The organism is Vogesella amnigena, from assembly GCF_042648905.1.
GTDB classification, from domain to species: domain Bacteria; phylum Pseudomonadota; class Gammaproteobacteria; order Burkholderiales; family Chromobacteriaceae; genus Vogesella; species Vogesella amnigena.
Map to the genome: position 1 here is coordinate 203796 of NZ_JBHRYH010000046.1, position 23857 is coordinate 227652.

Annotated in this window: 21 protein-coding genes; 8 read left to right on the top strand and 13 right to left on the bottom strand. The window is 61.0% G+C overall.

The window, feature by feature from the left end:
* Genes ACFOKJ_RS16695 through ACFOKJ_RS16705 form a run of 3 tightly spaced genes read left to right on the top strand, consistent with a single transcriptional unit; the run spans position 1 to position 2335 of the window.
* The gene (locus tag ACFOKJ_RS16695) at positions 1-1530 is read left to right on the top strand and encodes a cryptochrome/photolyase family protein (protein WP_390281730.1); all 1530 of its coding nucleotides are present in this window, start codon (positions 1-3) and stop codon (positions 1528-1530) included.
* Positions 1531-1553: 23 nt separating this feature from the next.
* On the top strand, positions 1554-2096 hold the full coding sequence (locus ACFOKJ_RS16700; protein ID WP_390281732.1) for a lipocalin family protein: 543 nt from the start codon (positions 1554-1556) through the stop codon (positions 2094-2096).
* Positions 2097-2110: 14 nt separating this feature from the next.
* Positions 2111-2335 (top strand): TIGR02450 family Trp-rich protein, encoded by a 225-nt coding sequence (locus ACFOKJ_RS16705; protein WP_390281734.1) that lies wholly within the window; start codon positions 2111-2113, stop codon positions 2333-2335.
* A 4-nt stretch (positions 2336-2339) separates the two neighbouring features.
* Here ACFOKJ_RS16705 and ACFOKJ_RS16710 read toward each other — a convergent pair whose 3' ends face one another.
* The 12 genes from ACFOKJ_RS16710 to ACFOKJ_RS16765 all read right to left on the bottom strand — a co-directional run bounded on the left by ACFOKJ_RS16710 (position 2340) and on the right by ACFOKJ_RS16765 (position 13213).
* Entirely contained in the window at positions 2340-3248 is a 909-nt protein-coding gene (locus ACFOKJ_RS16710; RefSeq protein WP_390281736.1) for a MerR family transcriptional regulator, read from the bottom strand.
* A 35-nt stretch (positions 3249-3283) separates the two neighbouring features.
* On the bottom strand, positions 3284-3697 hold the full coding sequence (locus ACFOKJ_RS16715; RefSeq protein WP_390281738.1) for a nuclear transport factor 2 family protein: 414 nt from the start codon (positions 3695-3697) through the stop codon (positions 3284-3286).
* Positions 3694-4467: an SDR family NAD(P)-dependent oxidoreductase gene (locus ACFOKJ_RS16720; RefSeq protein WP_390281740.1), complete on the bottom strand. Its 774-nt coding sequence runs from the start codon at positions 4465-4467 to the stop codon at positions 3694-3696. The genes ACFOKJ_RS16715 and ACFOKJ_RS16720 overlap by 4 nt, the downstream gene beginning before the upstream one ends.
* Positions 4464-5003, bottom strand: coding sequence for a DUF3833 domain-containing protein (locus tag ACFOKJ_RS16725; RefSeq protein ID WP_390281743.1), 540 nt, complete (start codon positions 5001-5003; stop codon positions 4464-4466). Before ACFOKJ_RS16725 ends, ACFOKJ_RS16720 begins: the two co-directional genes overlap by 4 nt.
* Positions 4970-6223 carry an MFS transporter gene (locus ACFOKJ_RS16730; protein ID WP_390281745.1) on the bottom strand — a complete coding sequence of 418 codons (1254 nt, stop codon included), beginning with the start codon at positions 6221-6223 and terminating at the stop codon, positions 4970-4972. Before ACFOKJ_RS16730 ends, ACFOKJ_RS16725 begins: the two co-directional genes overlap by 34 nt.
* Positions 6220-6753, bottom strand: a complete 534-nt coding sequence (locus ACFOKJ_RS16735; protein ID WP_390281748.1) for a chalcone isomerase family protein — start codon at positions 6751-6753, stop codon at positions 6220-6222. Before ACFOKJ_RS16735 ends, ACFOKJ_RS16730 begins: the two co-directional genes overlap by 4 nt.
* On the bottom strand, positions 6719-7969 hold the full coding sequence (locus ACFOKJ_RS16740) for a class I SAM-dependent methyltransferase (RefSeq protein ID WP_390281751.1): 1251 nt from the start codon (positions 7967-7969) through the stop codon (positions 6719-6721). The genes ACFOKJ_RS16735 and ACFOKJ_RS16740 overlap by 35 nt, the downstream gene beginning before the upstream one ends.
* Entirely contained in the window at positions 7935-8771 is an 837-nt protein-coding gene (locus ACFOKJ_RS16745) for a DUF1365 domain-containing protein (RefSeq protein ID WP_390281753.1), read from the bottom strand. The genes ACFOKJ_RS16740 and ACFOKJ_RS16745 overlap by 35 nt, the downstream gene beginning before the upstream one ends.
* Entirely contained in the window at positions 8771-10084 is a 1314-nt protein-coding gene (locus ACFOKJ_RS16750; RefSeq protein ID WP_390281757.1) for an NAD(P)/FAD-dependent oxidoreductase, read from the bottom strand. Before ACFOKJ_RS16750 ends, ACFOKJ_RS16745 begins: the two co-directional genes overlap by 1 nt.
* Before the next feature lie 229 nt (positions 10085-10313).
* On the bottom strand, positions 10314-11417 hold the full coding sequence (aguA, locus tag ACFOKJ_RS16755; protein ID WP_390281759.1) for an agmatine deiminase: 1104 nt from the start codon (positions 11415-11417) through the stop codon (positions 10314-10316).
* 90 nt (positions 11418-11507) lie between these two features.
* On the bottom strand, positions 11508-12428 hold the full coding sequence (locus ACFOKJ_RS16760) for a LysR substrate-binding domain-containing protein (protein WP_390281762.1): 921 nt from the start codon (positions 12426-12428) through the stop codon (positions 11508-11510).
* Positions 12429-12493: 65 nt separating this feature from the next.
* A complete protein-coding gene (locus tag ACFOKJ_RS16765; protein WP_390281764.1) occupies positions 12494-13213 on the bottom strand; it encodes a type 1 glutamine amidotransferase in 720 nt (239 codons plus the stop codon).
* 604 nt (positions 13214-13817) lie between these two features.
* Between ACFOKJ_RS16765 and ACFOKJ_RS16770 the strand changes: the two genes are divergently transcribed.
* The 3 genes from ACFOKJ_RS16770 to ACFOKJ_RS16780 all read left to right on the top strand — a co-directional run bounded on the left by ACFOKJ_RS16770 (position 13818) and on the right by ACFOKJ_RS16780 (position 15198).
* Positions 13818-14012, top strand: coding sequence for a hypothetical protein (locus ACFOKJ_RS16770; protein WP_390281767.1), 195 nt, complete (start codon positions 13818-13820; stop codon positions 14010-14012).
* Between the two features lie 230 nt (positions 14013-14242).
* The gene (locus ACFOKJ_RS16775) at positions 14243-14929 is read left to right on the top strand and encodes a hypothetical protein (RefSeq protein WP_390281770.1); all 687 of its coding nucleotides are present in this window, start codon (positions 14243-14245) and stop codon (positions 14927-14929) included.
* Entirely contained in the window at positions 14926-15198 is a 273-nt protein-coding gene (locus ACFOKJ_RS16780) for a hypothetical protein (protein ID WP_390281772.1), read from the top strand. The genes ACFOKJ_RS16775 and ACFOKJ_RS16780 overlap by 4 nt, the downstream gene beginning before the upstream one ends.
* A gap of 315 nt (positions 15199-15513) precedes the next feature.
* Here ACFOKJ_RS16780 and ACFOKJ_RS16785 read toward each other — a convergent pair whose 3' ends face one another.
* Positions 15514-16464, bottom strand: a complete 951-nt coding sequence (locus ACFOKJ_RS16785; protein ID WP_390281775.1) for a toll/interleukin-1 receptor domain-containing protein — start codon at positions 16462-16464, stop codon at positions 15514-15516.
* Between the two features lie 209 nt (positions 16465-16673).
* On the opposite strand from ACFOKJ_RS16785, the gene ACFOKJ_RS16790 reads away from it, so the two are divergent.
* On the top strand, positions 16674-20723 hold the full coding sequence (locus ACFOKJ_RS16790) for a helix-turn-helix domain-containing protein (protein WP_390281777.1): 4050 nt from the start codon (positions 16674-16676) through the stop codon (positions 20721-20723).
* Between the two features lie 688 nt (positions 20724-21411).
* Positions 21412-23856: an EcoAI/FtnUII family type I restriction enzme subunit R gene (hsdR, locus tag ACFOKJ_RS16795; RefSeq protein ID WP_390281883.1), complete on the top strand. Its 2445-nt coding sequence runs from the start codon at positions 21412-21414 to the stop codon at positions 23854-23856.
* Position 23857 lies beyond the last annotated feature (1 nt).

Sequence of the window (23857 nt, forward strand, 5' to 3'; positions counted from 1 at the left end):
ATGACCGAGCTGCGACTGATACTGGGCGACCAGCTCAACCCGCTGCACAGCTGGTTTGCCCAACCGCGCCCGGATGTGGTGTACCTGCTGCTGGAGCTGCGGCAGGAAACCGGCTATGTGCTGCACCATGCACAGAAGCTGCTGGCGATTCTGGTGGCGATGCGCGACTTTGCCCGCCAGCTGAAAGCCGCCGGACATCGGGTGCGTTACGTTGCCATCGACCACCCCAGCAACCGTGGCTCGCTGGAAGACAACCTGGATGTCCTGCTGCAGCATTACCAGCCGCAGGCATTCCGCTGGCAGCAGCCGGATGAATGGCGACTGGACCAGCAACTGCAGCAGTGGGCGGCACGGCAGCAGATTCCCTGCCAGGCGGTGGACAGCGAACACTTCTACACTTCCCGCCAGGAAGCCGGCCAGCTGTTCGCCGGCCAGACGCAGTGGCGCATGGAAACCTTCTACCGGCAGATGCGCAAGCGCCACCAGGTGCTACTGGCTGCAGATGGCCGCCCGGCAGGTGGCAAGTGGAATTACGACCACGACAATCGCAAGGCCTGGCATGGCACGCCGCCAGCGCCGGCCGATAACCGGCCACGCCACGACCACAGCGCGCTGTGGCACAGCCTGCAGGCCGCTGGCATCGATTCATTCGGCGAGCCGTCAGCAGGGGCACTACCCTGGCCGTTGAACCGTGATGAGGCCCTGCAGCAGCTGCGTGCCTTCATCACCCACGGCCTGCCGCACTTCGGCGACTACCAGGACGCCATGCACAGCAGCCAGCCACGGCTGTTCCATTCGCTGCTGTCCTTTGCCCTCAACACCAAAATGCTGTCGCCGCGCGAAGTGGTCCGTGCCGCCGAGCAGGCCTGGCATAGCGGCCATGCGCCGCTGCCGGCGGTGGAAGGCTTCATCCGCCAGATACTGGGCTGGCGCGAATACGTGCGCGGCGTGTACTGGGCGCGCATGCCGGACTATGTACACAGCAACGGCTTTGACCACCAACTGCCGCTGCCCGGCTGGTTCTGGCATGGCAACACTGGCATGCGCTGCCTGGCGCTGGCCATCGGCCAGTCGCTGCGCGATGCCTATGCACACCACATCCAGCGCCTGATGGTGATCGGCAATTTCGCCCTGCTGGCCGGGCTGTCGCCACAGGCGCTGCACCAGTGGTACCTGGGGGTGTATATCGACGCCTTCGAATGGGTGGAGCTGCCGAACACCCTGGGCATGAGCCAGTATGCCGACGGCGGCCTGCTGGCCAGCAAGCCTTATGTCTCCGGCAGCGCCTACCTGCACCGCATGGGCGATTACTGCGGCAGCTGCCGCTACCGCCGCGAGCAGCGACATGGCGAGCAGGCCTGCCCGTTCAATGCGCTGTACTGGGATTTCTTCCAGCGCCAGCAGTACCGGCTTGCGGCCAACCCCAGGCTGGCACTGGTGTACCGGCAACTGGACGCGATGCCGGATACGGAAAGGCGGGCCATCACCAACACGGCGGCACAGCTGCGCCAACGGCTGGAAACACTGTGACACCACAACAAGCAAGGTTCCCCATGCCCACTTCCCGCCTGATCACCGCCCTGCTACTGGCCGGCAGCCTGTTTAGCGCCGGGTGTAGCACCCTGCCCCCGACTGGCATCCAGCCGGTGGGCAATTTTTCGCTGATGCGCTACAGCGGCAACTGGTACGAAATTGCCCGCCTGGATCACAGCTTCGAACGTGGCATGACGGATGTCAGCGCCGAATACAGCCAGAACAGCGACGGCAGCATCCGGGTACTGAACCGTGGTTACGATGTGGCCGGCGGCCGCTGGAAGCAGGCACAGGGCCGGGCACTGTTCAATGTCGACCCGCAAACCGCCTCGCTGAAGGTGTCATTTTTCGGACCGTTCTATGGCGGCTACCACGTGGTGGCACTGGACGCGGACTACCGCTGGGCACTGGTGGCCGGCAACAACCGCAACTATCTGTGGATTCTGGCGCGGGAACGACAGCTGCCGGACGAGGTGCGCCACACGCTGCTACAGCAGGCGCGCAGCCTGGGCTTCGACACCAGCCAGCTGATCTGGGTCAGCCACAGCCGCGGCCAACCTTGAAAGGAGTGCACGCCATGCCCCTACGCCTGAACCCGCGCAAGCTGCTGCTTAGCAAGTGGACGGCAGTACAGCCGCGCAACAAGGAAAAGCACTTCATCGTGACCCGGCTGCTGCTGCCGGAGGATCCGGCTCAGCCGATAACGGAGGTAGAACTGGAGGCGGTCTACAGCCGGCGCAGCCAGGTAATTGCCTGGCAGACGCTGACCGATGCCACCTTATGGCGCCAGGGCTGGCAGTAAGGCGCTAGCTGTGCGCGGCCAACCAGCCAGCAACCAGCGTGTCCAGTTCGGTGAGATCGCGCACATGGCAGACACGTGGCGGCAAGCCATGCAATTGACGGCAGCCGCCACCTCCCACCCAAAGCTGCGCCTGCGCCGGCAACTGCGCCGCCAGCTGCGTCAGGTCGCCGGCGACATCCCCCTGGTAGGACGGCGAGAACGACAGCACCACCACATCCACCGTATGTTTGGCCGCCGCCTGCACGATATCGCCCAGCGGCATCTGCGCACCGAAGGCGATGGTGTCGCAGCCCTGTAGCCGCAGCAGCGCCTCCACCATCAGCAGACCCAGCACATGCTGCTCGCCGGGGCAGGTGGTAAGCATCACCCGCGGGTTCTGCCGACCAGCCGGCACCGCGGTCAGCGATTCGCGGATCACCCGGGTGATTTCTTCCGAATACAAATGCTCTTCATACACCTGCAGCTCGCCGCGCAGCCAGGCATCGCCCACCAAGCGGTTGGCCGCAGGCAGGAACTCCAGCACAAAGCGACGCAGGCCCAGCTCCAGCAGCTGGTGACGCAGATACTCGCGCGCCTCTGCCGCCACGTGGCCTTGCAACACCGATACCAGCCGACTGCAATTGGCCGGCACTTCCAGCTTCGGGGTATGGCTTTCGGTCAGCGCCTGCAAAGCCGCCATTTCCAGCCGCACCAGCTTGCCGGGGCGGAAGCCCAAGTCCAGCAGCCGGCTGATCAGCTTGAGCTTGGCCACTTCCGCCGGCGCATACTGACGGTCGCCGGCAGCATCACGCTGCGGCAGCGGAAAGCCGTAACGCCGCTCCCACATGCGCAACAAATCTTTGGGAATCCCCGTCTCGCGCTCTACAGCAGCGATCGGGAGCCCGGAGGCGGAAGGGGTAGTGACGGCAGACATGGCAGAATCAGCTTGAAGAAGGCCAAAGGCGGGCATTATGCCATGCGCCGCTTGAGGCGGCGCAGCAGCCAGCCCAGCACTGGCAGTTGTTCATACACGCCTGCGGCGGCGTCCCAGTAATCGAGGTGCTCGCAGATCAACCCGGCAGCGTCCAGCCGGAACAAGGTGCCGCCATGAATCTGCAGCTGGCGGCCATGCAGTGCAAAGCAGAAATCCCAGTTCACGAATGCACGGCTCCCCTGCTGCACTACCTCGCCGATGACGAAGCGCGGCTGACCGAGGGTGCGGAACATGCGCGCATACACCGCCTGTATCGCCTCCCTGCCCTGCAGGGCCTGGAATGGGTCACGAAAGCGCGCATCGGCGGCATACACCTGGTCGATCTGCGCCAGCGTGGCGGGCGACAGGCTGGCAAACCAGTCCAGGTGGCGGGCAAGCATCTCGTTCATAAGCCGGTAACCTTGTGTGCCAGCCAGAAATACAGCCGGTAAGGCAGATGCGCCGCCAGCTTCAGCGCCAGGCTGAAACGACGCGGAAAGTGGATATCGAAATCGCCGCGCGCCAACCCGCCCAGCACGGCGCTGGCGGCCTGCTCGGCACTGATCAGCGCCGGCATGGCGAAATCGTTCTGCGCCGTGAGCCGCGTGGCGACAAAGCCCGGATTCACCACGTGCACGCCGATGCCGCGCGGCCGCAAATCCAGGTACAGGGTCTGGGCAAAGTGATTCACCGCCGCCTTGGTGGCGCCATACACCAGCCCGTTGGGCATGCCGGCCCAGCCGGCAACGCTGGCCACCAGCACGATGCTGCCTTGCTGCTGCGCCAGCAAGGTGGGCACCACGGCGGCGGTACCGTACATCACCCCCAGCAGGTTGACGTCCACCATCTGGCGCGCCAGCTGCGGCGTCAGCTGCCAGGCACGCACCGCGCGGTAGTCCCCGGCCAGCATCACCACCAGGTCGATGCGCGGCCAACGTTGCAACAGTTGGCCGCAGGCCTGCTGCCAGTCCTGCTCGCGGGTGACATCCAGCGGCAACACCATACAGCCGGCATCGTCGCCGGCTACCTCGCGCAGCGCATCCTCGCTGCGCCCGGACAGTGCCAGCACCGCACCGGCAGCACGCAGCTGCCGTGCCAGTGCGGCGCCAATGCCGTGGCCGGCGCCGATCAGCCATACATGCCGGCCCTGCCAGTCGCGCAGCCTGGGATTGAGACTCACGGCGCGTCCTCCTTGCGGATATACAGCGTTACCTCACCCAGGCGCACGCCGAACTTGCTCATCACCGAGCGATTCAGCACGCTGCGCGCGTCCAGCTGGTACATCCAGTCATCAAAACGCACCTCGTACTCCTTGCCATCCACCGGCAGGCGCAGGGTGTAGTCCCAGAACAGCGCAAAGCCCTCGGTGCGGCCGCTGGCCTCGCCCACCACATCGGCAGCGGTACCGCTATAGCGGCCATCCGGCAGTTTTTTCAGGGTCCACACCCGGCGCTGGGTTTCGCCATCGTCGTAGCGGAACTGCTCATCCAGCACGCCGCTATCGCCCTGCCAGCGGCCCTGCATGCTGACGGTAAAGCGCCGCAGCACCTTGCCGCTGCGATCCTGGAACATGCCATGCGCGGTTAGCGGGCCGTTGAAGAACTGCCGCAGGTCAAAGCCTGGTTGCGTGCCACGGTAATCCTCGATGCCGGCGGTGGAACAGCCCGCCAGCAGGCCCAGCATCAGCACAAGGGCGGTACGACAGATTTGCCACATGGTGAAACTCCGGTTTGCGGCAGGCGGCGCAACAGCCACCAGGCCGACAGTTTGCAGATCGCCGGCAGGCCGGCGTACAGATACAGCAGGCCGCCGGCCGCGTCTCCCGGCTGGTAGCCGCTCCACTGCGCCAGCGGCAGGGCGATGCCGGCAGCCAGTGCCAGCGCCAGCTTGGCCAGCATCGACACCACGCCAAAAGCCGCACCGCCGTGACTCGCCACGTTCTGCCCCAGCTCATCGGCCACCAGCGCGCTGCCAAATGCCAGATCCGCCCCCAGCGCCAGCCCGGTCAGCACACACACCAGGGCAAAACCGGCAATGTCACCACCTCCCAGCCACAGCACCGGCAGGAATCCCGACAGCGCCAGCAGCATGCCGGCGCGCCAGGCGCGCACCTTGCCGATACGGTCCGCCAGCCTTACCCACAGCGGCATCGCCAGCATGGCGGCCAGGAAGTACAGCAACAGCAGCGGCCCGGCGGCAGCGCTTACCTGCAGCACATCGGCCACATAGAACTGGAACAGCGTGGTCGGCAGCGCCATGGCCAGGCCGTTGAGCAGCAGCACCAGCGCGGCCAGCTGCAAGCTGCGCGAGCGCCACCAGTCGGCAGCCTGCCTGCCGGCGGCCAACTGTGCCGGTACCGCTGGCGCCATGGCGCTAGCCAGCAGTGCTAGCACACTGCACGGCAGCAGCAACCACAGGAACTGCCGCATGGCCACCAGCTCGCCACTGCTTGCCGCCCACCAGGCGGGCAAGGCCGCCGCCAACAACACGCCAAGCACACCCCAGCCTTCGCGCCAGGCAGCCACCCGCATGCGCCCGGCCGGGGTGGGCCACAGCGCCGCGCCGTAGCGCAGCAGCGCAATGTTCAGCCAGCCGTGCGCCAGATACACCAGCACCAGGGCAGTCGCCAGCTGCGGCAGCAGCGCCGCAGCCGCCTGCGGGTACAGCAGCCAGCCATAGCCGGCCAGCCCGAGCATGCACGCCAGCAGGTTGGCCGCGTGCTGCTGCGCCGGCAGCAGCATGTCCTGCCAGCGGCCCAGCAAGGGGTCGAGCAGCGTATCCAGCAGCCGGCAGGCAAACAGCACCACGCCCAGGCTGCCCAGCGCCACGCCGAATTCACGGGCATACAGCGCCGGGGTATGCACGTACAGCGGCAGCGCCACCATGGCCAGCGGCAAGCCACCCATGCCAGCCAAGGCCAACTGCCGCGCGTTCACCCCGGGCTCCGCAGCAGCTGTTGCCGCAGCGCCGGCGCACGCGATGCCGGATCGAGCCAGATGCGGAAGAACAGCCGCCCGAACAGCGGGTCCTCCACCGTGGCGGTAAGCCGGCCGTTGTGCCAGAAGCGCACGCTGCCCGCCTGGTAGGCACCGATGATTTCATCGCCCTGCTTCACATCGGGAAAGGCGTTCTGCATCAGCGCCCGCCAGCTGTTCTTGCGCTCTGGCGGCATGCCGTAGCGCTGCATTTCCTCCACGCTGGCATCCACGATGCGGGCCGAGGGAATGTCCCGCGCGTAGCGCAGCGACAGCGCAAACGGCTGACTCCAGTCAAACGACTGCCCCTGGCGGGTATACAGCGTGGCGTCGTACAGCTTGAAGCCGAACCAGCGCAGATCGCCCGCCCCCAAAGGCTGCAAACCGTTCAACTCTGCAGGTAGTGCCATGGCAGCCTCCGACAACAACAGCAGGGCCACGCCGCAGCGCCAGGCGCTAGGCACGCCGCTGGATTTCCAGTTGGCAAACATCGGTTCTCCCCGCTTCGAACGCCGCGATGCAGTAGTACAGATAGAACTGCCACAGGCGGATGAAGGCATCGTCAAAGCCATGGCGCCGGACCTGCGGTAGCGCCTGCTCGAAGCGCGCCAGCCAGGCACGCAGTGTCAGCGCGTAATCGGCGCCAAAGGTGTAGCGGTCGGTCAGGTGCAGGCCGGCGCGCTGGATCTCCTGCTGCAGCCGTGTTGGCGATGGCAGCATGCCGCCGGGGAAGATGTATTGCTGGATAAAATCGGTACCGCTGCGATAGCGCGCAAAATGCTCGTCGGCCATGGTGATGACCTGCACCAGCGCCTTGCCGCCCGGCTTGAGGCAGTCGCGCAGCTTGGCGAAGTAGCTTGGCCACCAGCGCTCGCCCACCGCCTCCAGCATCTCGATCGACACGATGAAGTCATACTGGCCGCTGACGTCGCGGTAATCCTGCAGCCGCAGGTCGGCCTGCCCTGCCAGCCCGGCCGCGGCCAACCTTTGCTGCGCCCAGCCCAGCTGTTCGGTGGAAAGCGTGAGCCCGGTGACATGCACCCCGCATTGGCGGATCGCCTGCTCGGCAAAGCCGCCCCAGCCGCAGCCGATTTCCAGCACGCGCTGCCCGGCCGCTGGCGCCAGCCGCTCTAGGATGCGCTGGTACTTGGCCTCCTGTGCCTGCTCCAGCGACAGCGTGGCATCGCCGTCATAAATGGCGGACGAATAGCTCATGCCCGGGTCCAGCCACAGCCGGTAGAAGTGATTGCCCAGGTCGTAATGGGCGTGGATGTTGCGACGGCTGCCACGGCGCGAATTGGCGCGCGACAGGTGGCGCAGCCAATAGCCCAGCGTGCCCAGCCAGCTGCCGTGAATCGCGCGCTCGAAAGCCGCCTCGTTTTCCAGCGCCAGCTTCAGCAGCGCCGGCCAGTCGCTGGCCGACAGCTGGCCATCGCGCCAGGCCTCGGCCAGGCCGATATCGCCGGCCAGCGCAATCCGGCGCAGCGCGCGCCAGTCATGCAGCTGCAGTTCGGCACGGCTGCCGTGGTGACGCCCGCTGAACTGCCGCTGGCCGCCGTCCGGCGTGTGCAGCAGCAGTTCGCCATACAGCAACCTTTCCATGCCGGCCAGCAAGGGCCGCGCCAGCCAGGGCAGCTTGCCGGCAGGCTGTGAACGCGTGACGGCGGGCGCGTCAGCGCGCCTCAGGGTGTCGGAAGCGGTATTCATGGGTTTGTTCTCCGTTGGGTGACGGTTGGTATGGCTTGCTGGCAGCCGCCGGCCCGGCGGGTGGTAGCGTGCCGGGGTGGCCATTGGCGCCAAAGAATGGCGCGCCCTTGCGCCACAGACGCCAGGCCTGCCAGTGAATGCGCAGCCACACGGCGAAGGTCAGCGAGGCACAGGCCAGCACCAGTCGCCAGACGTTGGCCGCAGTGGCAGCCTGCGGCCAACCCTGCTGCCGGGCGGCAAAATCGCGCCGCTGGCCATCGCGGCTGTAATCGATGGCGACACTGAAACGGCCGGAGCCGGCATCGCGCTGAAAGCGGAAGCGGTATTCGCCCTCTACCTGGAAAAAAGGCGACACCTGTAGCGCCTTGGGGGCAACAAAGCAGTCGCGCGGGCGTATCGGCGCCAGATCGGGATGGTGCAGGCAGTAGTCATGGTGCTCGCCAAAGGTGTTGTTCACCTCCACCCACACCGCACGCAATTGCTGGCTGGCATCCAGCACCAGGTAGAAACTCACCGGGTTGAACACGTAGCCCAGTACCGCCGGCAGGGTATGCAGCTCGACGCGGGCAAACTCCTGCACCCCTTGCTCCCGCAGGCGCTGGCACAGCCATGGCCACAGTGCGCTGCCATCGCGCGGGCCGTGGCGGCGACGCTGCCAGCGCACGCCGGGGGCCAGCCGCAACTGCGGCACATCCTGCTGCGGCAGGCTGATGGCCACCCAGGCATGGCGGTAGCGGAACTGGTGCCGCACCGGCTGGCTGCGCCCGTGCCAGACCTCGCCCCGATACAGTTGCGGCTGCATCACGCCACCCCCGGCGCGGCCAGCGGCGGCAACACATCATGCGCCAGCAAGGGCTGATCCAGCTGCCATGGAATCTCGGCGTGCAAGCCACGCGCCACCGCCATGCCGGCTTTCAGCCCATCTTCATGGAAACCATAGCCGGCCCAGGCGCCGGCGAACCAGGTATGGCGCCGACCCTGGATCTGGGCAAGGTCGTGCTGCGCCGCGATGGCGCCGGTATCGAATACCGGATGGGCATAATCGAACTCGGCCAGCACCTGCTCCGGCTCGCGATAGGGGTTCAGTGTCACGATCACCGGCTGGCTGAACGGCAGCGGCTGCAGCTTGTTCAGCAGATAGCTCACCATCACCGGCTGATCGCTCTGCCCCGGGCGGCCAACACGGTAATTCCACGCCGCCCAGGCGGTGCGCCGTTGCGGGAGAAAGCTGGCATCGGTATGCAGCACCGCACGATTGCGCTGATACGGCAGCCGGCCGAGCACGCTTTGCTCCGCAGCATCGGCATCGCTTAGCAAGGCCAGCGCCTGGTCGCTGTGGCAGGCCAGCACCAGCTGGTGGTAATGCTCCTCGCCATGCCGGCTGCTGATATGGACGCCCAGTTCGCTGCGGCGCACCCGTGTCACCGGCGACTGCAGCCGCAGTTGGCCGCATCCGGTGAGCATGCGGCGTACATACTCGCGCGAGCCGCCCAGCACCGTCTTCCACTGCGGGCGGTCAAGCACCTGCATCAGGCCGTGATTACGGCAGAAGTCGAAGAAGGTTGCCGCCGGAAAGCGCGCCATGCCACGGGTGGAGCTGGACCAGATCGCCGCGCCCATCGGCAGCAGGTACCAGTCGCGCAGCGGCTGGCCAAAACGATAGCGATCCAGTATCTCGCCCAGGGTCTCGCCGCTGGCATGCGCTTCCAGCTGCAGCCGTGGCGCCAGGCGATGCAGGCGCAGGATATCGCCCAGCATGTGCCAGAAGCGGCCGCGCAGCAGATTGCGCCGCTGCACGAACAGGCTGCCAAGGCTGGTGCCGGCCCACTCCAGCTGCGGCTGCTCCAGCACCACCGAGAAGGTCATCTCCGTCTCGTGAACCGCCACGCCCAGCAGGCGGAACAAGCGGGTCAGATTGGGATAGGTACGGTCGTTGTGCACCAGGAAGCCGGTATCCACCGGCGCCGTCACCCCCTGCAAGCACACATCGACGGTATTGCTGTGGCCGCCGGCATAGTCATTGGCTTCGTACAGCACCACGTGGTGGCCACTGCGATGCAGTAGCCAGGCTGCGGACAAGCCGGCGATTCCGGCACCCACCACGGCAATTTTCATGAACATCTCCTGGGCATGGCAGTGAGTCAGCCAGCAGCAATCGCTGGCAGGCATCCACTACCGCCAATTGTTTGTTCATGCTTTGTACTGTACAAAAATCAAAAGTTCAATAAAATTCGCTGCCTTCCACGATAGCCCGTACCGCCACCGACCCTGCCTGCGACAGCAACCACCAGCCGAGCATGCAGCCCGGCCTGCAGCACCGGCGGCGCAGGCCGTGACTTGCCTGCTAGCGCCGTGGCGCAAACTGCGGCGAAGTGATGCAGGCGATGTTGCCGCCACCCAGCAGGATTTCGCGACTATTGGCAATGCCGACCACACGCTGCTCTGGAAACAGCTCGGCCAGCAGCTGTAGCGCCGGCTGGTCATTCGGGTCGCCGAACTGCGGCACCACCACCACGCTGTTGCCAACGTAGTAATTGATGTAGGACGCGCAGATGGTGGTGCCCGCCACCCGCGCCATGGCGGCATCGCCGTGATCCAGCCCGGCGGCCTCCTCCGCCGTCCACACCAGCGGCTGCGGCGCCTGCAGTTTGTGGATGCGCAGGCGCCGCCCGCAGGCATCGGTGGCGGCCGCCAGTATCTGGTAGGCCTGCTGGTAGATTTCATGCTGCGGGTCGCCGACATCATCGCTCCACTGCATCACCACCTCCCCCGGCCGCACAAAACACGCCAGATCGTCGATATGGCCATCGGTTTCGTCGAACTTGCAGCCGCGCGGCAGCCAGATCACCTTGCTGGCGCCCAGGTAATCCTGCAGCAGTCGCGTCATCTCTTGCTTGCCCAGCGCGCCATTGCGGTTGATGTTGAGCAGGCATTGCTCGGTGGTCAGCACCGTGCCCTCGCCATCGCACTGGATACCCCCCATCTCGGCAATGAAGGGCGCGCGGTAGCGATCGACACGCTCGACTTCCAGAATCTTCTGCGCGATCTGCTCGTCCCGGTCCCAGGGGAAGTAGATGCCGCCCTGCAGGCCGCCATAGGCGTTGAAATGGAAATCCACGCCGCGCACCTCGCCGGCATCGTTCAGCAGCCAGGCGGGGCCGGTATCGCGGAACCAGGCATCGTTCAGTGTCATTTCCAGCACCCGCACCTGCGGCGGCAGCATGGCGCGGGCATTGGCATACTGCGCCGCCGATACACACACGGTAACCGGCTCGCTAGCGGCAATGACGCTGCAAATTTCCACCCACACCTGCTGTGCCGGCTTGCCGCCATTGCGCCACACATCGGGGCGCTCCGGCCAGCCCAGCCAGCAGCCGGCCTTGGGTTCGAATTCCCCCGGGCAGCGGAATCCATCGAGACGGGGAAGAGAAGTCAGGGTGCGTGCCATGCTGCAGCTCCAGGGGCCAGGACATGCCAGCAGCGGGATGCCGCTGGTCATGACTGCAGCGTATGGTGAAATTTACTTGCCGACTAATGACTAAATTTCTTGATCCGGTGAGCTGAATTCACACAAGTAGCGCGCCAGCCCGGCAAAGGCGACAAAACTGGCCAGGCGCGCATCGTCACGTTTCCGCCGCTCCGCCACCAGGTAGTAGTTGCCCGGCGACGGCACGCTACCGCGAAACGGCCGCACCAGGCGGCCGCTCTTCAGCTCCTCGCCCGCCGTCAGCACATCGGCCAGACACACGCCGGTCTGCTGCAGCGCGGCCTCGATGGCCAGCCCGGAATGGGCAAAATGCAGATTGCGCGCCGGCATGGCAAGGTTGGCCGCATGCGCACCCAGCCAGGTAGCCCAGGTCTTGCCATCGGCATCGTCATGCAGCAGGCAGCTGCGGGCCAGATCGCCCGGGCTGCGCAGCGCGTTATCGCCCTCCATCAACGAGGGGTGGCACACCGGGAAAAACGCTATCGCCTGGAACGGCAGCACCCAGTAGCGCGACCAGTCACTGTCGCCCATTGCGTACAGGATGGTGATATCGGCCGCCGGATTGATCTCCCGCGAATCGCTGTCATGCACCAGCAAATGCAGGGTGATGGCAGGGTGGCGTTGCGCGTACTCGCCGATCAGCCGGGGAAAGAAACGGTGCGCCAGCTCCGCGGGCGCCGAGATGCGCAGCGCACCGCTCATGCCGGGGGCCGCCGCCTGGCCACACCCGTCGGCCATGATGTCCAGCGCCTGCTGCACCGCATGCAGCAACTGCCGGCCAGCATCGGTCAACTGCTGCAGGCGACCGCGCTTTTCAAACAGCACCACGCCCAGCGCGCTTTCCAGCGAGCGCACCTGGTGACTGATGGCACTGTGCGTAACACACAGCTCGTCAGCCGCCTTGCCGAAGTGGCCGAGCCTGGCAGCGGCCTCAAATGCCCGCAGCGCGCCAAGAGGGGGAAGTTTTCGCATCCGCCCAGCCTAGCGCACAGCGGCGGCAACGAACAGGGAAAGACCGTAGCAACAACACGCTGCCATCAGGCGCTACGCGGCTTGAGCTGGCGGATCCAGCGCCGGTAGATGTTGGCCGCAAGCTGCTGGCTGCCAGGCAGGTAGCCGGCAGTGGCGGCGGCAATCACCGGGCTGGGCATCACACTGGGCAGGTCGTGGCGGTCGATCTCATGCCCCGCCTCTTCCAGCCACTCCCGGATCAACGCATCCGTCATCTCACAGTGAAACTGCATGCCTATGTGCTTGTCGCGATAGCTGAACATCTGGTTGCGGCACCAGCGGCTGGAGGCCAGCAACACGGCCCCTTCCGGCAGTTCGAAGGTATCGCCATGCCACTGGAACACCTGCGGAGCAGTCTCCTCCCCCAGCCAGGCCGCAGCAGTGGCGTCCTCATGCTGCAGCGCATGCCAGCCCATCTCCGGCACCGGCGCGCGACATACCCGGCCGCCCAGCGCCTTGGCCAGCATCTGCCCGCCCAGGCAATGCCCGATCACCGGCACATCCTGTCGCACCGCCAGCCGCACCAGATCCAGCTCGGCCTGGATCCAGTCGTACTGCTCATGGTCATTCACGCTCATGGCGCCACCAAACAGCGCCAGCCCGCCATAGCCGTGCAACTGCCCCGGCAACGCATCTCCCTCATGCAGGCGAATGATGTTGGCAGCAATGCCATGCTGCTCCAGGAAGCTCAGAAAATAAGCCGGCGCACTGTAAGCAGTGTGCTGAATGATGAGAACGGTATGCATGCCACCACCTTGTGTTTATTTTATTAAACGCATGATACCAAATTTTTAACATTCAACAAGCTGCACCACGCCACCCAGCCACCAGACAGTGGCAGGCATCGCTGGCGCCCGCCAGATTTGGCGTTGTTATGCGGTGCGCTGAGGATGCTTGCCATGCCGTCATTCCCCATGCAGTACGGTTTACTGCAGGCAAAGAAAAAGGCCATTAAACTCAGCAAATCGCTTGTGCCGTTAAGCGTTTCCTGCCTTGGAATAAAGCATATGCTGTCGTAAACACGGAACCAAACCGGGTTCCCTATCCACCTCGATAAAGCATAACTTGACGCATCAGCAAAAAATTAAGCAAAAAGTGTCAAAAAAATCACCTTTAATTCAACAGTAATTTTTGCCTTGCCTTGCCAAGGTAGCTGGCCTACCACAAGATAGTGAACAACTACAGACTTTCCGTAGCCAGCATCCTGAAAAAACGAATACACACATGCTGCTGATGGACAGCCTGGTACGTCGACCACCAGTCACAGGCAACCCCATACCCTGCCCACCCAGAAAGAGTCGCTGTTGACCGGTCTTACCTCAACGAATACAAACGACCAACGGACTTACTATGTCAACAGCACATCAAATTGACCTGAGCATCGCACTTCAGAAACTCCATGAGCTGGCACTGGCGGATGGCGACCTTGGATACGAATATTGGTACAGCATCAGCAAATTGCTGAATCGCGCTGCCAGCATGCAAGATGAAATAGACTCGCTGACCCGAGAACTGGAAGCATGTCGAGCTGAGCACAGGAAGTGACTTTTCCAAGCCTCGCAAAGCTGGTTTGCACATGCAAAAGCCATGCCTTTCTCATGCCGTCATTCTACTGGGTGGCCGCAAGCCCTTATTTGTGCAACAAAGCACCTCAGTGACCATACTAACCGTATCCATCTGCGGAAAACCTTCTATTTTTCTTTACTCATTATTCTTTACATTAATGACGTAAACAGCCAAGCTGTATCCATAGACCAAGCCAAAAGGTGGAAACCATGGAACAGACAAAACTGACGTTTAAAATTTACGAACCCCTGTTAGATGATTTTGAAAAAAATATTGACCGCCTATGTTTGAAGCGGGATGCATTTCTGAATCACGTACTTCGGACGGAGGTCGATTATCTCAAGAAGGAATTAGGCTCTAAGCGCCAGTCAGCTGCTGCACGAAAATTCATCTCTGGTGAGCTAAAAAGACTTGGCACCCACACTATCAATGTTGTCGTTGATAAAGACGTAGCAGCCATGCTGAACGAAGTAGTCGATTCATCAAATATGGTTCGGGATGCATTTGCAAATCGTCTATTGATGTTCCTTCGTTGTAGCCCAAAGATGCTGAATTACCTTGATTTGCCGTTAAATGTCCGCCAGTCCAACTTCGATTATTGTATTGATGACATCTCAACTAGCCCATTGTTGGCAATGGAAGAGATATTTAGAGACCCAATGTACTACCTGCGAGTCGCGATAGAAGAACGTAACGGTGTGGGTCCATATATGCTGAATTTGCCTGAGAAGCTTATTGGATTCACTTGTTATCTGTCTGATGACCAGGTTCCCGGCACACTTGAGCAAAGGGCAGCTGAGGAGCTTAGCAATGAACTGCTGAGGCAGTTAGATAAGCTTGAATCGCTTGCGTTCATTAAGCCTCTTCAGGCAATATCATCAGGAGTGAAGAAATGAGCCAGCATGCCAGTATCAGAGCCCAGCAGCGTGGTATTCCACCCCTTATTGACCAATGGTTAGATTTGTATGGTCATGAAGAATACGATGGTAGAGGAGGCATAGTTGTGTACTTCGACAAACGAAGTCGGCGAGCGATGGAGAGGGATATGGGCCGTGAACCCCTCAGAAAGTGTGAAGAATGGCTAGATGTGTACAAAGTTGTGGAAAGCGACAAAGGTAAAATTATCACTATAGGTCATCGCTTTAAACATATAAACCGAAAGTAGGTATCACGATTAATAGCTGCCATTTCTTCAAGTCATATGCATTAAAAATGCGCGACTGAATATGCCTGCCAGGATACGGAACCCCTAACATCTAAGGCATCAGTCAAAATTGGCCGATAATTTCGGTTATCGGAAATTTAGGTGCAGCTGGATTCTTTCTTTTTTGCTAGTTATTGGCTGCGTTTGACCCCTTGCAACCACTAACCAACAGCGAAACCGGACATTTAAAACGTCGGGCGCCAATTCAGCCGCTTCCGTCCTAACGACGTGTAGCAATAACTTCCCGTTGCTGAGCCCAGTGGCTGTAGCCCATGCTCAGGACTGCGCCCGCTTGATGAACAGCTCCCATAGGAGCTCAGCGACTCCCTCTTGGGACAGGTGCTTGTCACGACCACCACTCCAAGCCATCCCCATTGTCTTGAAGTGCAGAGACTGGTCGCCGGCCGCTGGAGTCAGCATCTCGTTGTAGGAGCCTGGCAAGGCGGACGAATCGTACGAGAACGCGACTCCGTTGCTACACCCTAACGAATCGAGTCGAACTGAACACTCCGCAATCTTCTTCCCCCTTCGGTAGAGGACGGCCGCCATGCGGCGCGAGTCAATACGGTCGAACGTGCCAGAGACGTCTGGGTTGCGTTCGCCTATGGCTTGGATGGAGCCCTCGAAGAACCGGCAGATATAGTCGAAGCTTGAGCGCACGAAATCGTCAGTTTCCTTCTCCGTAAACTCCTGTTTGAGACGCAGATTGCTCGAACGAGGAAGAATTGATGCGCCAGTGGACAGCCCTGACACAGCCGGATAGGCCTTTGCAGGCTTCGCGACCACCGCGCAGCTTTCTTCGACAGCCTTACGAACCTGCCTTGCCACATCGGCAAGCGCCTCATCACGGTCGGCCCAGGAGGCGACGGGCTTGCCGTCTCGAGGAGCTGCCAAGAGCTTGCCAAAGGGGGCCCTGTTCCAGTCACAGTGGCGCAAAATAACCGGGATAACTCGCGCCAGCCCGGCGTGATGACGCTCCATGGCCCGCGCCATCTCTCGAGAGTAGCAGTAGGGAGAGTTGATGAAGTCCGAGCTCACAAGCAGCAAGATGATGTCTGCTGCCTCAAGCTCGCTGAAGATGGCGTCATCAACAACGTCCCCGGCAACGATGCGACGGTCATGCCACGCTTCGACCAGACCCTCATGCTTGAGCAAGGCGAGATGGGCTTCGAGTTCGTTGCGAAGTACCTCGTCCTTGTGGCTGTACGAGAAGAAGATGGTTGTCATACGTTCACCAGTCCAGCGGCAGAAGCCTTTTATTAGATGCGCCCGAGCATTCGAGCGATAAGTCCGGAGCTGCCGGCTGGAGCATAAAACATGAGAATGACGAAGCCCACCACTGTGACCAGGTGGCACCAAACCCTGCATAGGCCACAGCACCGAAAGCATGAATTCATGATACACTTAATTATGTGTGCGTGAAAAGGTACAATCATATGCAGGCATTCCATACACCCGCGCCCTATGCGGAATTTGGAGAATTGCTGACGCAACTTCGTGTTGCGGCAGGGTTTATCAAGCAGCGAGAGCTGGCCATCGCGCTTGGCGTCACCCAGCAGTCGGTGAGCCGCTGGGAAAAAGGACTTGCACGCCCAAGGGCAAACGCCATTCCCGCGATGGAGAGTCTGGTGCGGGCCAAGGACAACGAACTCTTGGTTGCTGCCGGATACCAAGCGGCACCGGCGAGCACTCGTGCTGAGACAGCTACCTCGCACGACCGACCCCTGCCGCTTTCCGCCCTTCCTCCAGATACATTTGAAAGCTTCTGCGCCGCCCTCTTGCACCGGATGTACCATCCCCTCGGAGGCTCTGTGCATCGCTATGGAGGCACGGGCCACAAGCAGCACGGCATTGATATCTTCGCCACCGGTCCCTTTGGCACCCACTCGTTTCAGTGCAAGCGGGTCAATGAGTTCGGTGCCCAGAAGGTCCATACCGCGGTGGCCGAACAGACCTACGCCGCAGACCTCAAGGTGCTCCTGCTGTCCAGCGTTGCGAGCCCAAGTTCTCGCGATGCGATGGCCGCGCACGCTGGCTGGGAGTTGTGGGACCGCGAGGACATCACCCGACAGCTTCACAATCTGCCATTGGCCGACCGCTTAGACCTAGTCGATAGGTACTTCAGTGGTCAGCGCCTCGACCTACTTGGAATTGATGAGCCGGGCCCCATTCAAAGTCCCGAGGAGTTCTTCAAGCCGCTGCTTGTTTCTGACCGCTTCTTTAACCACTCTTGGTCGCTCGTTGGTCGCGACGAAGAAGTCTCACAGGTTATTGACTGCGTACAAGACGAGTCTGTCGTTCTAACGTGCCTCGTCGGTGCCCCCGGGTCTGGCAAGAGTCGCGTTCTGCGCGAAGTGACCCAACGACTTGCGCAGAGCACGCCCCTGCATGTTCGGTTTGTGTCACCGACCGAAGAGGTCAAGGCTCACCATCTGGACAGACTGCGCGACGGCCGAGGCGCCGCGACGCTACTCGTCGTCGATGATGCACACGAACGTGACGACCTTGGTATCCTCCTAAGGTACGCGGCCGTTCCTGGGAACCGCACGCAATTGCTCCTATCTCTTCGCCCCTATGGGAAAGAGGCACTGCGGTTGCAGGCTGCCGACGTAAGCCTCTCCGGGCCTTCGGTCCGATTTGCTGACATGCGTCCGCAGACTCGGGAGCAAGCTCAAGCACTAGCTGAGTCCGTCCTCTCCGAATGCAAGGCCCCCCCAGCAGCAGCAGTTGAAATTGCGCGCGCGACGTACACCACACCGCTCGTCACAGTCTTGGCGGCGCAGTTGGTCGCTCGCGATGGTGTATCGCTTGCGCTTCTTGGAAATGCAGATGAGTTCAGCACCTATGTTCTGAACAGCCTTCAAGACGTCATCACTGTTGCCTTGGTTACAGGACAGGACGCTCCACGGTTGAGGGCAATCCTGCGCGTAATCGCACTCCTTCAACCCATCATTCCGGATGACCCAGGCCTGCTCAATATCCTGTTGAAAACCGAAGGGATAGAGCAGCCAGACGCGTGTCGCCTGATGCGACTTCTTGGAGAGGCCGGCGTCCTGTTCAAGCGCGGGCTTCGCTCGAGGCTCGCCCCAGACCTGTTGGCAGATGAAATCATTCGCTCCAACTATCTCAACGCGGATGGCACAGCCAACGAGCGCGTCTTCCAAGCTTTCGACCTTGTCGGTGCGGAGCACCTGAAAAACTTGTTCGTCAATCTTGGTCGGCTGGACTGGCGTCTACGTGAGGGCAAGACCGATGACAGTGCGCTACTGAACAGTCTTGGTCCCAAACTGCGTTGGGGGGAGCGGTACAACAATCCGCACGTGGAAGCAGTCGAGGCCGTTGCGTACTACCAACCTAGGTTTGCGCTGGACTTCGCAAAGAGGCTCATCGACGAGGGGCATGGAGACAATTCGTCTGTGTGCAACATGGTGCGCTACGCGGCGTACACCTACGACCATGTCCAAGAAGCATGTCAGTTGTTGTGGAAGGCTGGACGCAACGACGCGCGCGCGCTCAATCAACATCCGAGCCACGGCATCCGAATCCTCAAGGAGTTGGCCGAATTTCAGGCGAACAAGCCAATCGAGTACGTGCGCGAAGTCGTTCGCTTCGCGCTCTCACTTCTGGAAAGGCCCGCCTCACTCAAGTCGACCTACACGCCCTTCTCCATTCTCGAAGGGGCGCTTCGCACTGAAATGGAGTCGTCGAGCTTCTCGCGTTTGACTTGGACCATCACCCGCTACCCGCTTCCTTTGGAAATGGTTCAAAGCGTCAGGGACGAGGTGACTGGTGCACTGCTCAAGTACCTGCGGGAAGGACCACCCCGCCGAGCGTTTCTCGCCGCACAGACGATGGCCGAGGCGTTGCAAGGCCCAATGCATGGAGGCGCAGCCGGCCTTGCATGGAAGTGCGAGCATATGAAGCTCCTGCAAGGGCTCAAGGTCATTACAAATGACCTTTGCATGCCACCTGCCATCTTAGTGCGCCTCGCACAGTCCGTATCCTGGCATGCCTTTCACGGCGAACCGGAGACGTCAGGTGAGGCTCAAGCCATCCTGAATTTATTGGACAGAGACCTTCGGACCCGTCTCATACGTGCGCTCGTAGACGGCTGGGGCTCCGAGACATGGAAGCTAGGCGAGACGCTCGAACGCGAAGAGCACTTGAAAGACCGCCAGCTTCTCACGGCAGACCTCATTGCCATATTCCCTGAGCCAGGCCGCCTGTTTGACGAGCTGCATGCCTCTTTGGAGGAGATTGTCGCCATCGCACACGATGGATATGGGGCGCCATTCCTTCTGGTAAATCATCTACTAGCTTCGGTGCCAGGTCTAGCGACCGAACTTCTCTTGAGAAACAACGAGGGCCGAGCCGGTCTTCTTGACCGGTACGTCGGCGCGGCACTGGGGACGGTCGTTGAGGCCAGCGATTCCAGTCTTGTGAACGAATACGTCATCCGCTCGGAGGGAGACGCTAAGGTGCTGGCGCAGCTCGCTGAGGCTTACGCGAGATTCGAGCCCTCCCAGCCCTATGCACCCCAAGAAATCGAGCTGTTCAAGCGTATCTTTGGGTCGAAGGACCCGACCGTTCTAATGATGGCGTCGAATCTCACTCGCCAGGTAGCCAGCAGAAGCCCAGCGCTGGCTGTCGAGCTCATTTGTTTAGCAGACTTTGAGGTCAACGCACGCGCAACGCACGACATGTTCATGTGGCTCTCCGCTGGCAAGGTCATTCCGGAGGCTGACATCGCGAGCAAGCGGAACGAGTTGCTGAAGAAGCTAGTTGTGCTGGAGAAGCTAGACGACTACTGGGTTCGTGCATTCCTCACAGCATCTATCGGAAAGGACCCAGCCTCGGTGGTCGAGCTGGTTAGGGCACGACTAGTGGAGGCGCGACGACGTAACGATTGGTCTTACGAGCAGCTAAGCAAGGAGCACAACGGAAAGGGCCTTGGCCTGATGGAAGTCGAGGCCGGAGCACGACTACTACGGGACTTCCTCGACTGGGCCCTTGAAGAGATGAAGGACACCCCGAACGCACGGCGCGTTGGCGAGGCAGTCTCCGGCCTTTGTGGAGACTACGACCAAGCCCTGCTCGACCTTCTGCTCGATTGGATGTCTTCGGGTACGCAAGCCCATGCCAAGTTGGTTGCTAGAATACTGCAGGAAAGCCAGCCAGTTCTCATCTATGAACATTCAAAGTTCATCCGAGATATCCTCAACGCGGCCGAACTCATTGACGAGGAAGCTCTGGATGAGATTCGCTCGGCAATCGCAGCGGCAACACACTCCGGAGCTCGTGGATGCACTCCCGGGGAGCCCTTCCCTGAGGACCTCCGGATGGAACTGCATTGCGTGCAGATGTTGGCGTCGCTAAGCCGAGCCGAACCTGCGTTCGACCTATACGATGGATTACTCAAGGACGCACGCCATGCAATAGCCCGTCAGCGCAAGTCAAGGGAAGCTCTTGAGGGGGAAGATGACTAGCCGAGAACCGGGCCGATGGCACCGCTTGCCAGCCAGGCATCGCCGTGCAAAACAAAAAGCGTCGCCGCGAGAGCATCCGTTTTGAGGCGTGCATGTGAAAGACCGCTTATGGCCGAGTGCAGTTAGCGTAGCATAAATGCATAGCGCTATTCTTCACTAGAGATGCACGCACCAGGATGACGAAAGAGTCAAACCGACTCAATGCACAGTCGGCGGGCTTGCCAAGGTCGGTCACAGCCATCGCGGACTTCCTTGCCTGTAGACGTGTGGCAGCCACTTTTTGACTTGCGTTACTACAAGCTAGAGGGATGGTAGGGAGCATGCGTGCTAACCCTCTCGCCGCATTGATGTCTCGTCCCTACCATCTGAATCATACAAGTTTCAGACAAAAACCCAGGCAATCCGACACATTTCAGACATTTTGGCGGCATCAAGCGGGGGAATCACACAGGAATCAGACAACGAGTATGGCTGTAAGGCATGTTTTCCCTCGCGTCGAGAGCAGGCCAATCTCTCAGGATTGAATGGTGCCCGTGGCGACAACGCGTGGAAGTCACCGTGCATGCGGAGATAGCAGAGCTTTCGGGCATCAACATGCCAAAACCTTAAAAGCAACCGCAGACTTAAGTGATTGTGCAGCGCATCCAGATATAATCATGGCATGAGCGCCACGCACCAGGTTACGGTTATGGATAAGAAAAAGCTGTCCGAGCGGGATATTTGCACCAAGTTCATCACCCCTGCCCTTGAGGCTGCCGGATGGGACAAGCAGCGTCAGTTACGCGAGGAAGTCGGCCTGACCGCCGGGCGGGTGCTGGTTCGGGGCAATAAGGGGATGCGGGACCGTAAGTCGGTCTTGCGGGCTGACTACGTGCTGTACTTCAAGCCTGACCTGCCGCTGGCGGTAGTTGAAGCCAAGGACAACAATCACTCGGTGCGGGATGGCATCCAGCAGGCACTGAAGTATGCCGAGATGCTAGATGTCCCCTTCGCTTTTTCCAGCAATGGCGATGGCTTCGTCTTCCACGACAAAACCTTGGCCGATGGCGTGCTGGAGCGCGAAATCACCCTGGCAGAATTTCCATCACCGGACATGCTCTGGCAGCGTTACCTAGCCTGGAAAGGCATCAGTACAGAACAGGCGCCGCTGTATTCCCAGGACTATCACGCTGGCCGCACGGCGCGTTATTACCAGGTCAATGCCATTAACCGCACCGTAGAAGCCGTCATCAAGGGCCAGAAGCGTGTACTGCTAGTGATGGCCACCGGCACCGGTAAAACCTACACGGCCTTCCAGATTATCTGGCGACTGTGGAAGTCTGGCACGGCCAAGCGCATCCTGTTTCTAGCGGACCGCAACATTCTGGTCGACCAGACCATGGTCAACGACTTCAAACCCTTCAAAGGCGCGATGGCCAAGCTCAGCGTCAATCAGAAAGGGGTCGAAAAGGTCGATAGCGCCGGCCAGGTCACGACCGAGTTGGTGGAGTTGGGCGTCAATGCCCAGACCAAGAAGGTCGACAAATCCTACGAGATTTATCTCTCGCTCTACCAAGCCGTCACCGGTACCGAAGAAGAGCGCAATATCTACAAACAGTTCAGCCCCGATTTCTTCGACCTGGTGGTCATCGACGAATGCCACCGCGGCAGCGCAGCGGAAGACTCCGCCTGGCGTGACATCCTCGATTACTTCGGCAGCGCCGTGCATCTTGGCCTGACCGCCACCCCCAAGGAAACCGCAGAGGTGTCCAACATCACATACTTTGGCGAGCCGGTGTACACCTATTCGCTCAAGCAAGGGATTGAGGACGGCTTTCTGGCGCCTTACAAGGTTATCCGGGTCGATTTGGACAAAGACTTGGGCTGGCGCCCCACCACGGGCAAGGTCGATGCCAAGGGCCAGATTATCGAGGACCGCATCTACAACCAGAAAGACATGAACAAGGCGCTGGTGCTTACCCAGCGCGACGAAGCCGTCGCCAAGCGCATTACCGAGTTGCTGCATGCCACGGGTCGCATGAACAAGACCATCGTGTTTTGCGAGGACATCGACCACGCCAGCCGTATGCGGCAAGCGTTGCTAAACGCCAACTCGGACCTGGCTGCGGCCAACCCCAAGTATGTGGTGCAAATTACCGGTGACAACGCCGAGGGCAAGATGGAGCTGGATAACTTCATCGACCCCAAGCGGCCTTACCCGGTAATTGCCACCACCAGCCGGTTGATGACCACCGGTGTTGACGCACAAACCTGCAAACTGGTGGTGCTCGACCGCACCATCAACAGCATGACCGAGTTCAAGCAAATCATCGGTCGCGGCACGCGTATCAATGAAGACTACGGCAAGCTGTGGTTCACCATTCTCGACTTCAAAAAAGCCACCGAAAACTTTGCCGACCCGGCTTTCGATGGCGAGCCGACTGTCATCTACGAACCAGCCGGTGGCGAGTCGATTACCCCGCCCGAAGACATCGACCCGCAGCCGGGTGGCGAGGATGTACCGATATCCGACACTGGAGATGACAACGGTAGTGTTGGCGGTATCAATGGCAATGGCGGGCAAGGCCCGGGTAGACGAACCAAGTACCTCGTCCATGACGTGCCCGTGTATGTCGTCAACGAGCGTGTGCAGTACATGGGCGCCGACGGCAAGCTGATTACCGAGTCGCTCAAGGACTACACCCGCATCCAGCTGAACAAGCGCTTCGCCTCGCTCGACGACTTCCTGCAAAGCTGGAGCGATGCCGACAAGAAACAGGCTATCGTCGACGAATTGGAGACCCAGGGCGTGTTCTTTGACGAGCTGGCCAAAGAAGTCGGCAAAGACCTCGACCCCTTCGACCTCATCTGCCATATCGTCTTCGGCCAGAAGCCCTTAACCCGCCGCGAGCGGGCCGACAATGTGAAGAAAAACGACTACTTCACCCGCCACAGCGGTACCGCCCGCAAGGTGCTGGAAAAACTGCTCGATAAATACGCCGACGAGGGTATCGCCAATATCGAGAAAGTCGAGGTATTGCGTACGCCAGACTTTGCCACCCTGGGCTCACCCGTGGAGCTGATTAAATCGTTTGGCGGCAAACCGCAATACCAGAGTGCCCTGCGTAACCTTGAACAAGCCTTGTACCAATAGC

Bases quoted from the DNA above. Each gene is read 5' to 3' on its own strand.
- ACFOKJ_RS16695 (WP_390281730.1), top strand. From the start codon at position 1: ATGACCGAGCTGCGACTGATACTGGGCGACCAGCTCAACCCGCTGCAC.
- ACFOKJ_RS16700 (WP_390281732.1), top strand. From the start codon at position 1,554: ATGCCCACTTCCCGCCTGATCACCGCCCTGCTACTGGCCGGCAGCCTG.
- ACFOKJ_RS16705 (WP_390281734.1), top strand. From the start codon at position 2,111: ATGCCCCTACGCCTGAACCCGCGCAAGCTGCTGCTTAGCAAGTGGACG.
- ACFOKJ_RS16710 (WP_390281736.1), bottom strand. From the start codon at position 3,248: ATGTCTGCCGTCACTACCCCTTCCGCCTCCGGGCTCCCGATCGCTGCT.
- ACFOKJ_RS16715 (WP_390281738.1), bottom strand. From the start codon at position 3,697: ATGAACGAGATGCTTGCCCGCCACCTGGACTGGTTTGCCAGCCTGTCG.
- ACFOKJ_RS16725 (WP_390281743.1), bottom strand. From the start codon at position 5,003: ATGTGGCAAATCTGTCGTACCGCCCTTGTGCTGATGCTGGGCCTGCTG.
- ACFOKJ_RS16735 (WP_390281748.1), bottom strand. From the start codon at position 6,753: ATGTTTGCCAACTGGAAATCCAGCGGCGTGCCTAGCGCCTGGCGCTGC.
- ACFOKJ_RS16740 (WP_390281751.1), bottom strand. From the start codon at position 7,969: ATGAATACCGCTTCCGACACCCTGAGGCGCGCTGACGCGCCCGCCGTC.
- ACFOKJ_RS16745 (WP_390281753.1), bottom strand. From the start codon at position 8,771: ATGCAGCCGCAACTGTATCGGGGCGAGGTCTGGCACGGGCGCAGCCAG.
- ACFOKJ_RS16750 (WP_390281757.1), bottom strand. From the start codon at position 10,084: ATGAAAATTGCCGTGGTGGGTGCCGGAATCGCCGGCTTGTCCGCAGCC.
- aguA (WP_390281759.1), bottom strand. From the start codon at position 11,417: ATGGCACGCACCCTGACTTCTCTTCCCCGTCTCGATGGATTCCGCTGC.
- ACFOKJ_RS16760 (WP_390281762.1), bottom strand. From the start codon at position 12,428: ATGCGAAAACTTCCCCCTCTTGGCGCGCTGCGGGCATTTGAGGCCGCT.
- ACFOKJ_RS16765 (WP_390281764.1), bottom strand. From the start codon at position 13,213: ATGCATACCGTTCTCATCATTCAGCACACTGCTTACAGTGCGCCGGCT.
- ACFOKJ_RS16770 (WP_390281767.1), top strand. From the start codon at position 13,818: ATGTCAACAGCACATCAAATTGACCTGAGCATCGCACTTCAGAAACTC.
- ACFOKJ_RS16775 (WP_390281770.1), top strand. From the start codon at position 14,243: ATGGAACAGACAAAACTGACGTTTAAAATTTACGAACCCCTGTTAGAT.
- ACFOKJ_RS16780 (WP_390281772.1), top strand. From the start codon at position 14,926: ATGAGCCAGCATGCCAGTATCAGAGCCCAGCAGCGTGGTATTCCACCC.
- ACFOKJ_RS16785 (WP_390281775.1), bottom strand. From the start codon at position 16,464: ATGACAACCATCTTCTTCTCGTACAGCCACAAGGACGAGGTACTTCGC.
- ACFOKJ_RS16790 (WP_390281777.1), top strand. From the start codon at position 16,674: ATGCAGGCATTCCATACACCCGCGCCCTATGCGGAATTTGGAGAATTG.
- hsdR (WP_390281883.1), top strand. From the start codon at position 21,412: ATGGATAAGAAAAAGCTGTCCGAGCGGGATATTTGCACCAAGTTCATC.